5 protein-coding genes are annotated in these 12,511 nt (G+C 40.0%); 1 reads left to right on the forward strand and 4 read right to left on the reverse strand.

Annotated elements, in window-relative coordinates; all coding sequences use genetic code 11:
* Positions 1-443 precede the first annotated feature (443 nt).
* The 4 genes from HUW48_RS05580 to HUW48_RS05595 form a co-directional block, all read right to left on the reverse strand.
* On the reverse strand, positions 444-5,024 hold the full coding sequence (locus tag HUW48_RS05580; protein WP_182414736.1) for a T9SS type A sorting domain-containing protein: 4,581 nt from the start codon (positions 5,022-5,024) through the stop codon (positions 444-446).
* 399 nt (positions 5,025-5,423) lie between these two features.
* Complete coding sequence (locus HUW48_RS05585; protein WP_246343704.1) at positions 5,424-7,361, reverse strand: hypothetical protein; 1,938 nt, start codon at positions 7,359-7,361, stop codon at positions 5,424-5,426.
* A gap of 327 nt (positions 7,362-7,688) precedes the next feature.
* Positions 7,689-9,890 carry a protein-disulfide reductase DsbD family protein gene (locus tag HUW48_RS05590; RefSeq protein WP_182414737.1) on the reverse strand — a complete coding sequence of 734 codons (2,202 nt, stop codon included), beginning with the start codon at positions 9,888-9,890 and terminating at the stop codon, positions 7,689-7,691.
* 247 nt (positions 9,891-10,137) lie between these two features.
* Positions 10,138-11,469 carry an alkaline phosphatase D family protein gene (locus HUW48_RS05595; RefSeq protein ID WP_182414738.1) on the reverse strand — a complete coding sequence of 444 codons (1,332 nt, stop codon included), beginning with the start codon at positions 11,467-11,469 and terminating at the stop codon, positions 10,138-10,140.
* 178 nt (positions 11,470-11,647) lie between these two features.
* Between HUW48_RS05595 and HUW48_RS05600 the strand changes: the two genes are divergently transcribed.
* A complete protein-coding gene (locus tag HUW48_RS05600; protein WP_182414739.1) occupies positions 11,648-12,286 on the forward strand; it encodes a DUF2238 domain-containing protein in 639 nt (212 codons plus the stop codon).
* The last annotated feature ends 225 nt before the right edge of the window (positions 12,287-12,511 follow it).

Here is a 12,511-nt window from a genome sequence, read left to right on the forward strand (position 1 = left end):
TAAATTAGTAAATTGTTACCTAGTACGGCACAAAAGTTTAATTTTTACCTAAGTGCTAGATAGTTCTTGATTGAGTATCACTAGAAAGTACATGGTAGCTAATAGGTAAAAATCTCTTAAGTAATATGAACTAAACACTTTTACTAAATACTTTTCATTACGCTTACCAGATAAGTTGGCCTGTTAGTAGCCGCTTACCTTTTCTCCATTATAGAGATATGCCAATAGTTCTACCAAAAAGTATTTTTACCGCCCGGCCTTAATTCAACGGAAACCCTCAGATGTTAAATTTAATTAGATATAATTTAGATAATTAATTGCATAAAAACAATGTGGTTCATAATGTTTATATACCGAAAAGGTATTCGTGATTTTTGACAAAAACCCACTCTGATTCTGGTTAGGTGCGGAGTAGATTTTCGTCAAAAATTTTTTGGTGAGCCTTATTGCGTAAGCAGAAGTTTAATCGTGTGGTTCTTATACTGGCTGTATAGGCGCAGCAAATACATACCAGTTCTTTGATTATTGGGCTGCCATTTTATTTGATAGGTTTGTTTAGCTTGGGCTTTACCCCGGAACAAGGTGGCTGTTTCTCTACCCTGATAGTCAAAGAGTTTTATTATAACTTGCTGAGTTTTGGGTGAAGTAAAACGGATGGTAGTATTAGAAGACAAGGGATTAGGATAAGCTTGTAAGCTAAATCCGTTGCTGGAAATCTCTGTATTTTCTGTAATTGCCGGTTCCCTGCTAGCTATTAGAGTTGTAGTTACCGGAGCTACTTTAACGAGCCAAAAATCATTTTCGCCTTGGCTGGGCTGGGTTCTGTCGCCGCTTGCGTCGGAGTTGGATCGCCCTCCTAGTAAGTACCCGCCATCTTCGGTAATCCACATGGCCCGGAGTTCTTCTTGCTGGCTGCCGCCATAACGTTTATCCAAGAGCTTTTCGCCTTTGTTATTGGTCTTCACCAACCAATAATCACTGCTGCCTTGGCTTTCCTGACTCTTGTCGCCACTCTTACCGGAGAAAGAGGAGCCACCTAAAATATAACCACCATTTTTATCCTGAATCAACGAACGTAGGGTTTCATCTTCGGTGCCGCCGAAGGTTTTATCCCAGAGCTTTTCGCCTTTACCATCTACTTGTACCAGCCAAAAGTCCTTACCGCCTTGACTAACCTGGCTCTTGTCCCCGCTCTTACCCGAAGCGCTCTGGCCGGCTAATAAGATGGTGTCTTTATTAATACTGAGCATAGAATAGAGTTGGTCTTGGTCGTTGCCACCATAGCGTTTATCCCAGATTTTATTTCCTTGGTTATCGGTGCGAATAATCCAAAAATCGGAACCACCTTGGTTAGACTGACTTTTATTTCCACTAATAGAAGAAAAAGAGGTTCCTCCTAATAATAAATTATCATTTTCTAACAGTGATACATCTTCCAGGAAATCGTTAGCTGCCCCGCCGAAACATTTTTCCCACATTTTATAGATGTTAAAATCATCAATGGTAACTTTAATTATCCAGTAATCTTGTCCGCCCCGATTCGCTTGATTTTTATTGCCACTTACCGGAGAATTGCTAAAACCAGCTAATAAATACTCATTGGCGGTAACCCACTTTATTTTTCGTAAATCTTCGTTCCCTGTGCCGCCGTAACTGCGGTCCCATTCTTTTTCACCGGTACTATTTATCTTTACTATCCAAAAATCTTTACCTCCGTAACCGGCTACACTTTTATTTCCACCTTTACCAGACTCCGAACTGCCACCTAATAAAAAACCACCATCTGGGGTAGCAACAATGCTGTTCAGAAAATCATGGCCTGTGCCTCCGTAGCGTTTATCCCACAACTTGTTACCAGATGCATCGGTTTTTACCACCCAGTAGTCACTTTCGCCTTGGCTAATCTGAGTTTTATCGCCGGATGGGTTAGAATACGAATAACCCCCAAGTAAATAACCACCGTCGGTAGTTCGGATAACGGTAGTAAAATTATCCAGACCAGTACCACCGTAACGTAAATTCCAGGCTTCCAGGGTTGAAGGTGGAAAAGTGCTTAATTGGGTTTGTACCAGCCAAAAATCCTGATTGCCTTTACTGTTTTCACTTTTCTCATTGCCTGCATTAGAGTAGGAATTGCCGCCCAAGAGATAGCCCCCATTCGGCAAGGCTAGAAGAGTGGTTAGAAAATCTGAACTACCGCCTCCGAAAATTTTGTCAGCGACCTTCTTTCCATTTTCATCTATCTCTAATAACCAATAGTCTTGCCCACCACGGTTACCTTCGGTTCGGTCGTCACCTTTATCGGAATAGGAGTAGCCAGCCACTAAATAATTTCCGTTGGCAATAGGTAAAACGTCTATTGGGAAAGATTCATTTGTATCACAAAAAGTACAGGAATGAACACCTTCTCCCCGGTAAAACTTATCCCATAATTGGTTACCTTCTGCATCTGTTTTTATTATCCAGTAAGAAAACCTTTCTTGACCCGAACTACCCACTAAAAGGTATCCGCCATCCGGAGTAGTAATAAGGGAGGTTAATTTATTGTACACATCGTATATGTACGATTTATTCCAGAGCTGCTCTCCTTGGGGGGTTATTTTGACTATCCAGTATTTAGAGAATTGGTCCGAATCTATTACGCTTTCTCCACCAATCAGGTAATTGCCATTTGGGGTAACGATTATAGAGTATAATCTATCTTCATACCCGCCGCCAAAGGTCTTATCCCATACTTTATTGCCCTCACCATCTATCTTTACTACCCAAAAATCGGCGGTATATTTGCCATTTTCGCCCACTTTCCCTTTGTTGTTTTCACTTTTATCGCCACCCTTACCCGATTGGGAATTGCCTCCCAGTAAATAGCCTCCCTCTGGGGTAGGCAAAATAACGGTAAGATTATCATCCAAGTCGCCGCCAATGGTTTTGTCCCAGAGTTTAGTGCCATTAGCGTCTACTTTTACCAGCCAATAATCAGCGTTGCCTTTACTAACTGTACTTTTGTCGCCTTCTTTACCCGATGAAGAGGAACCACCTAGTAAATAACCCCCATCCGGCGTGGAAATAATGGTGGCCATTGTTTCCCGGCCTGCACCGCCGTAAGATTTATCCCACAGCTTTTTCCTGTCTTTATCCATTTTCACGAGCCAGAAATCAGAAAGACCCTTACTCGCCATACTTTTATCGCCCGTACTACCCGAAGAAGAGGTGCCCGCTAGTAAATATCCACCATCGGGAGTGGATACCATGTCGGCTAGTAAATCTGCTTGATTTCCGCCAAAGGTTTTATCCTGAAGTTTGGGAAATCTTTGCACCTGAAAACTGGCGGTATATTCAACTGGACTATAGGTGGCATTACCGGCTTGCATGGCTTTTACTACAATAGTACCATAACCTTTAAAGCTTAGTTGATTGCCCTGGAGGGTAGCCGAGCCGGATAGTACCTGATAGGTAACCGGCAAACCGGAACTTGCCCTAGCCGAAAGAGTATAGGGAGAATTTCCTAAACCCTGATCTGTTGGGGAAAAGGAGATGGTTTGTATTTTTTTATCGGGAATACCTAGCTTTATTACCCAAAAATCTTCAGCTCCTTTGCCTGCCTGGCTTTTTTCCCATTCTGCTATCCCAGTGTAGGCTTGTCCGGCTATTAAGCAATCACCATCAGAAGTTAAGGCCATATCCAGGGTAAGGTTATTTACCAATTGTTTAACATTACTAAAAGCTTTATCCCAGATTTTTTCTCCTTTATCGTTAATTTTTAGTACCCAAATGCTTTCCACATCTCTTCTAACTTCGGTTATGTCGGTGCTCTGGTTAGAATTAGTATAACCTCCCAGCAGATAGCCGCCATCTGCAGTAACTAACACGTCCGCGAGGCCATCCCTTTTATTACCACCGTAGGTTTTGTCCCATTCTTTCGTGCCATCGGCTTTAATCTTTACTATCCAATAATCCCCATTCGCTTCATCTTCCGTCGCATCCAGGCTGGGTTCACTTTTGTCGAAGCTTTTATTAGATTCGGAAGTACCGCCTAGTAAAAAACCACTATCGTTGGTAGCCACCATAGTAGAAAATATATCATCGGAGTAACCTCCTAAAGTTTTATCCCACAGTTTTTTACCATTTGAGTCAATTTTTACTATCCAATAATCGTAACATATTTCCCCATCGGTATTAATACAATCACTTTTACTTGGTTCGCTTTTATCGGCAAATTTGCCGGAATTAGAACTGCCCCCGAGTAGGTACCCTCCGTCACTGGTCTGTTGCAAGGCGGTTAACTGATCATTATTCTCCCCACCAAAGGTTTTATCCCAAACTTTATTCCCAGTGCTATCTACTTTTACCACCCAATAATCCGCTTGGTTATACCCATTTTCATTTACCGGGCGCCGGTTGTTCGCACTTTTATCGCCACTTTTGTTCGAATTTGAATATCCTCCCAGAATATAACCACCGTCACTGGTTTGCTGCACTTCGGTTAACCTATCGTCATTATTACCACCTAAAGTCTTATCCCATATTTTATTACCATCCGCATCTAATTTTACAAGCCAATAATCTCCACTCCCTTTTCCAGCCTCGCTTTTATCCCCGCTAATGCCGGAATTGGAATAACCGCCTAAAATATAGCCACCATCACTGGTTTGCTGCAAAGACGATAAAAAATCCCCATCATTCCCGCCAAAGGTTTTATCCCAGAGTTTAGTGCCATTGGCTCTTAATTTTATTATCCAATAATCGCCGTTTGACGTTCCTTTATTTGGCTCTGATTTATCGCCGCTTTTTCCGGAGTAAGAAGTACCTCCCAAAATAAAATTGCCATCATTAGTCTCCTTAGCTGATTTTAATACGTCATTATCTTTTCCGCCAATAATTTTGTCCCAGAGTTTAACTTGCGCTTTTCCCTGCGGAGGATTTAGGAAAAAAATAAGAAGAATAATTCCTAGAATTCGCCATCCCTTAATTTGGGAAGGTAAAAATTTACTAAATACTTTAAATTGAGCTACACGTATTTTCATACTTATTATGGTTACATTCAGAATTTAAGTGTTCAAAAAAAGAAATGGAAAAGCAGGTTTTAATCTAAAATAGTAAAACAAACCTGCACCGGGGCACAAAAAAGTGGAAGTAAAGTAACCATTCCTAATTGGTTGGTTTTTACTTTAAAGGCAAACTAATGTAATAGGTTTTCCAAATAATTACTATTTTTTCATAAAATTATTATGGTATTAGTAATCAGCATGGTTGAAAAAGGGAAAGGAATTTATTATGTTCTACAAAAAAAATTGTAGAATATTAAATTTTAAAATAAAACTTAAAAGAATATCCTGTACAGGTTAGTTGAAATTAGCTACCTAACTATAAAAAGAAAGCCAGCTTTTTTGAAGCTGGCTTTCTTTTTATAGTTTTTTAATGGGTTAGCTTCCCTCACAAGGGCACAAACTTTTTTCGGCGCTGCAGATGGTATTGTAACCTTCATCAAGATCTTTTAAAAATTGACTAAGTTGAGCGTTGTAATCCTGAACGGCCTCTAGTTTACTTTCGTCAGGCTTTTGTTTAATGAGTTGGGTTAGCTGCTCTAGTTGTTTGGCAAGTTCATTAGTACGTTCCACAAGCTTGGTAATATGTGGTGGCGGAGCTTCTTCGGTGGTAAACTTACTCCTAATATTGGTTTCGATGCAGTACTTTTTCTTTAAATATTCAAGCGATTTTTTGTCGGCATTTGCTTGCAGAGTGCCTTTTTTATCCAGAGCCAGTTTTAATAAGTAGTTGGCGTAGCGTTGGTCGTAGTTTAATACTGCGGTTTTTACTTTATCGCGGCAAGTTAAGCATTTAGTTGCGCTGGCCTTTTCGGTTAAATTGTTCCGTAAGTTTAAGGTTTCTTCATTAGCTTCTATCTCGGCGAGGCGGTTAGTTTCTTTTTCGAAAACTTCCCGGTACTGCTGAATTTCTAATTCAGCAATAATGCGGGTAATGGCCTCACCTTCAATGGTAGCCGATAAAAAATCTTTGCCTGGTAAATCTACTGAATGCAATTTAGTAAGATAAGTTTCCCTTTTGGCCGCATTAGCCACACTTTTACCTTCGTTTTCCAGTTCTAATAAAGTTAACACCAGCTCCTTGCTGTTTTTTAAATTATGATCTGCATCTAAGTACAATTCGGCATTATTCACAATGGTGGCATACTCTGGCCGGAAAATATTCTGGTAAGTGGTGTTTTTCGCAAATTCCCGCTCGCGTACCCGCTGCAAGGTTTTAAGCGCCCGGTAATTCTGGATTACTGAAAACAAACTTTTGGAGTTTACTTCCGAAATATTGTTTTTGTAATTTAACTTATAATCGTTTAAGCTTTGTTTTAATTCGGCGAAGGTGCGCAGGAACTCAATAAAATACATTTCCTGCTTATAGGTTTCGTCGTTTACTAAACCGGCGTCGTGGGCATTATTTATCTTTTGCTTGCGTCTTTCAATGAGCTCCGTGTTGATTTCGTTGCCGCTTAAAACATCGGTTTTGTACAACGACTTATAATTAGCTACAACTAAGTAAGGATATTCTTTGTAATCGAAAACAGTTTCCAACTTTCTTCGGTCAAGTCCATTCGAACTGTTGGCCAACAGTTCGTTCGCTTTCGCTGATTTTAAAGTTACGTTTTTTACATCGGGTGGTACCAGCGCGTACACCCTTACCGAGTGTAAACGCGTGTCGAAATTATGGCCTTCGTAGAGCCGGATGGTAGAACTGAATTTGTATTCCGTTTTGCGGGAACTGGAACCTAATAATTTACCAAATTCGCCTACCAACGACATTAGCGCTCCCGTAGGCGAAGCAGTTAGGTTCGCAATATTCTGTAACTGTAAGGCTACTAAACCAAAAACCTGTTCGTTGGCATTATCGGCGATAGCTTTGGCTTCAATGGTAGCATCAATGCTTTTATCCGTGCTGGAAAGAGGCATTTTATCAATCACCCGTATTACATCAATGTTATCGCTTACCCGCGCCGTTAATTCTTTATTATCGTTTTTTACATAAAAATTGTACAGCGGATAAACAATGCCTTCGTTGCCAAATAATTTTAAATTTTTAAGCTGAGCCGTAATAAGCAGATACTCCAGTTCCTGCGCGTAATTTTTTTTGTTTTTGCCCGCTCCCGTCTTAAGTTCATTAATTACCCGGGTAAACTTATTACCGTTAAACAGGTAAATGTCCGTAGAAAGATATTGCCATTCGTCGGTAAAATTAAATTTATCGTTATAAGAATAACCTAACCGGGTTTCAATCCCATTTTGGGCTTTTACCGGAAAATAGCAACTTACAAAACAACCAATAAAAAATAGTGCGGGTTTTAATATCTTCATAAAGAAACAGCAAGAGTGTAAAAACAGCTTTAAGACAATTTTTTGCTCTACTATGTTCTCAAAGAAAGGGCCATTTTTAAGGTTCTGATTTTATAACTATTTTTTGTTTGTTAGTTACTAAATTAATCGAGGTTTTAAAAGGAAAAGTAAATTTAAGACTACAATTGACAAAAAAATACCTGGCAATTTCCTTTTTAAACTGCCAGGTATTCGGAAGGGGAAATTTAAATCTTGTAATTGGCTGAAATCTGTAAGAAAGCCAGATTAGTAAATTAAACTTAGTTCATTTGTTTTAGTTAAATCTAGTTTTGAAATAATATTTGCTAATTACTGGATAGAGTTTTTGTAAGCAGCAATGCCGGCATCCAGAAAATTTACAAAATCAGAAACATTTAAGTTATAGGCAGTAGGTTTAACCAAAGGTTTACCGTCTTTGCCTAAAAGTACATAATATGGTTGGGCATTGTTCTGGAAGGCCGTAATCTGGAAATCGGCGTATTTTTTACCTATGGTAGTTTTTTGCTTCTGGTCGTAGGTAGAGGTATACCATTCCGATTTTGGTAGTTCGGTTTTATCATCTACGTACAAGGCCACTACTACAAAATCATTTTTCAGGCGGCGCAGCACTTCCGGATCTGACCAAACATTGGCTTCCATCTCGCGGCAGTTTACACAACCATGGCCAGTAAAATCGATAAAAATAGGCTTGTTTTGTTCCAAGGCACAGCGCTTAGCTTGTTCCAGGTCAAAATACCCTTGAATCCCATGAGGCAAATGTAAAAAATCACCGTATTTAGGTTTTTCGCATAAAGTATTGGCCGCCGTACTATTATTATTTACGGAACCCGAAGTAAATAACCGCGATAAATCAAAGTCGTGGGTACTTTGTGGGGGTAAATAACCAGCCAAGGCTTTTAAAGGCGCACCAAACATGCCGGGAATTAAATAAATTACAAAACTAAACGTAACTACTGCTACTAACAGGCGAGGCACACTAATGTAAGGAAGATCACTATCGTGCGCAAACTTGAGCTTGCCCAATAAGTAAAATCCCAGTAAAGTGAAGAGTATAATCCAGATGGCCAGGTAAATTTCGCGGTCCAGAATGCCCCAGTGGTAAGCCTGGTCGGCTACACTTAAAAATTTAAGCGCTAAAGCTAGTTCAATAAAACCTAAACATACTTTTACCGAATTAAGCCAGCCTCCGGATTTTGGTAAATTGCGGAGCCACGAAGGAAAAGCCGCAAACAAAGTAAAAGGTAAGGCAAAAGCCAACGAATAGGCAAACATACCGGCAATGGGTTTTAACGTTTCGCCGCCCGCTGATGCTACCAAAATGCTGCCTACAATAGGACCCGTGCAGGAAAAGGAGACCAAAACCAGGGTAAAAGCCATGAAAAAGATACCGTACCAGCCGCCTTTGTCGCTTTGGCTATCGGCTTTATTTACTAAACTGCTGGGTAAAGTAATTTCAAATAAACCCAAAAAGGATAAACCAAAAAGCAAAAATATCAAAAAGAAAATGCTATTCGGCAGCCAATGGGTACTGATAAAGTTAGCGGCATCGGGCCCGGCTAGTTTAGAAAAAATTACTCCGATAAAAGAATAAATAACAATAATGGAAATACCATAACCTAAAGCTTTTAAGATAGATTCGCCCCGGCCATTGCTGTTGCCCGTAAAGAAAGATACCGTCATGGGTACCATCGGAAATACGCAGGGAGTTAATAAAGCAATTAAACCAGAGCCAAAAGCTAATAAAATAAATTTCCAGAGATTAGGTAAACTCGCCGGTGAAGAGCTATCCGGGTCAGCCGAATTATAAACCGGAGGGGAAACAACCTTTTCTTCTGTTTTAGCTAAGGTAGTCGCTTTTCGAGTTGAATCGGCGCGCGCAGAATCTACCCGGGTAATCACATTCTGAAAATCGGGGTTATCGGCAAGTAAAGTTTCCGGCTCTTCGGTAGGTGCGCTAGGTTTACTAGTTGGCGTTGTGGCTTGGCCAACAACAGGCTTCTGCGCAGGACTAATAGCTCCCACATTCTCGCCGCTAACCGCAATGGGTTCTAATGTAAACGAATCGTCGAACGGAATACACCGCCCATCAACCTCGGTACATACTTGATACTCCACTGAACCCGCCACACGCAAATCTTTTTGCATAACTTTAATTGGCTGCCGGAACTGGGCTGTTTTAGTAAAATATGTAACATCGCCGCCAAAAATTTTATCAAATTTCTTCTTCGGATTAACGGGCTTTATTTTGCCTATTAGTTGGTAAGAGGAATGTGGCGTAAAGGTAAAGGTGGTAACGGTAGGACCTACATTAGGGTCAAAATCACTGGAGTATAAATACCAATCCGGGTCTATTTTTACATCAAAAACAATTTCTAGTTCGTCGCCGGTTTTAGCTTCTTTTTTAGAAAATGAGTAGGTCCATTTAGCAGGTTTTAATACCTGGGCTAACAAGCTGTTTGTCGCAACAAGTAGAAAAGTTAACAGGAATATATAGCGTTTTAGAAGTATCATTAACGTTCGTTCAAAATAAATAGGTAATACAAAATAACGTAATTACCAGCACATAATATAAGTTACCTTGCATTAACCTAATGCAGCTAATTAATAACAAATTAAATTTTGCCGATATTAGTCGCAGTAAATAACATTTAAGGTAGCGATGCGGTTTCAGAAGTGAGTAAAATAGAACCAATCATATCATTTAAGGTGCTTAAAACCAGTGTTATTACTAATAAGGCTAGGAATAAATAATTCTGAATTATTTTAAATCGTTGGCTCGGATTTGTTGCTGCCAGATTGGTTCAGAATCATAACTATAAACGGTAATAATTAAAACACGGTCTGTATCCGGACCTGACACGGCTAAAACAGCAAAGTTCCGTTGGTTATAGAATGTACCCGGTAATTGATTTTTATTAGCATTGCCATCGCCTTTGCCGGGTCCGGCAGTAAGAGGAGATATGGTTAAATCGTAGAGCGGATAAGTGCCTTTTCGGTTCAGTCTGCTGAGTTCGGTATGGTGCCGGTCGCCGTCCAGAAAAATTACCCCCGGAATTCTGGCGGCGGTAATTCTATTTAGTAATTGTTGTTTTTCGATTGGGAAAGTGCTGTAGTTTTCAAAAGCGTTTACGGAATTTAATACTTGCCCCCCGATACAGATAAATTTAAAACTTGCTTTACTGGAAGTTAAAGCATCGATTAACCAGTTTAGCTGCGTTTTTCCTAATAAAACCTTGTCTCTTTTGCTATTATTAGGACTACGAAAATAACGATCGTCCAGGAGAAAAAATTGGGCATCGTTCCAGTTAAAAGTGCCGGTTATACCACCCTCACCGGTAAGGTTGTAATTCGGATTGGCCCAAAAAAGCTTTAAAGCTTCGGTAGTAATATCCTTGTTCCAGAAACTACGATCCGCATCGTTAGGTCCGTAATCGTGATCGTCCCATATAGCGTATTGGGGTACGGCGCCAAGCAAAGGTTGCATTTCGGGTACAGAACGCGTGTGGGTATACCGGTGAAGAATGCCGGTTCGGGTATTCCAGTCGGGTTCCCGCAAGTAGGTGTTATCGCCGAGCCAGAGCATAAAATCTGGTTTTTGCGCCAGAATAGAAGAAAATATTTGGTAATCGCCGCCGGAAGGATTGCCAGGTCTATCTGCTTCAGGTTCGTTAATGTAATTACAGGAACCAATTACAAATCTAAAATTGGGAGCATCTTTGCGAAACTGCCACAACTCCTGGGTCTGAAATTGGAGAGGGTAGGGGCGGCTAACTTTTTTATTATTAATGTATAATTCATAACCATATTTACGCCCGGGTTGAACTTGGTCGGCCAGCAAATGAGCCGCAAAGGCCTGGCTTTTACTTGTTTTAACCGGGGCTGTGCTGTATTTCGTTTTGGGAATCGTTTTATCCCAGTACATTATTTTTACCTCCGCTTCGGTGCGGGTCTGTACCCACAGCATTACTTCTTTTAAATCGGCGTAACCTACCATTGGGCCGGCCTGTAAAATAGTAGTTTGAGCGTTTAAGTTGCGTATCCCGAAAATACAAAACAGTAATACCAGGTTGTATAATACTCTAAAACTCATAGAAAAAAGGTAGAAGCCGGAACGTAAGAGAGAGATAAATTGGAGGCTAAAATAAGAATTTTTTAAATTTTACCTACTGCCATGTACGCTAGACTACCAGGTCCTTGCAGGATTGTTATAAAAGTTTGAAACATCCGGCCAACGATACTAGTTAAAAAACAAAAAATTTGCTGTTAGTATGTCGCTCGTTAAAGCCCGTAATTCACATAAAATACTTCTTTTTCGAAATCCGGTATTAACCGGGAGTATTCTGGTATTTATTGTATTTTGGTTATATAGTGGCTTTGCTACTACCGATTTCCTTAATTGGATACTCGAAAACATGCTCACGCTTCCGGGAATAATTGCTTTTGGATTTTTCTATTCCCGCTATTCTTTGTCAGACAAAAGTATAATCTTCGTTTTCTTATTTTTGTTGCTGCATCTGTATGGCAGCCAGTATACGTATCAGGAGAACCCCGTAGGGCGGTGGCTGCAAGAAGCCTTTTCTTTACAGCGTAACCATTACGACCGTTTTGTACATTTTAGTTTTGGGTTATTAATGGCTTTACCCATTTACGAAATCTGCCGGTACCATTTAAAATCGGCCAAGTGGCTACCTTACCTGATACCTCTGGAACTTACCTTATCGATGAGTGTTTTTTTTGAATTAATTGAATGGGTTTTTGCTACTTTATTTGTGCAGGAAAAAGCATCGGTTTACCTGGGCATGCAAGGTGATATTTGGGATGCCCAAAAAGATGTAGCGGTCGCTTTTTTGGGAGCAGTACTCGCAGTTTTAGGTATTTGGTTAAGTACTCAAAAAGGCGATCAGTAAATTAAAGTAATTCTAACTATAAGTATCTTTAGCTATAGATATAAAAAAACGACTGCCCAAAGAGCAGCCGTTTAAATTGTGAGTAGGAACAGGACTTGTTATAGGCAACTCTCTTGCCAAGTTTTACTGCCAGTCATTATTTATTAACTTTTTCCTATATATTTTAACTTTTAATTACATTCTGTTATTCATAAAGAGGAAGGTTGTATTTAATCGTCCTGAATT

It is taken from the genome of Adhaeribacter radiodurans (assembly GCF_014075995.1).
GTDB classification, from domain to species: Bacteria; Bacteroidota; Bacteroidia; order Cytophagales; family Hymenobacteraceae; genus Adhaeribacter; species Adhaeribacter radiodurans.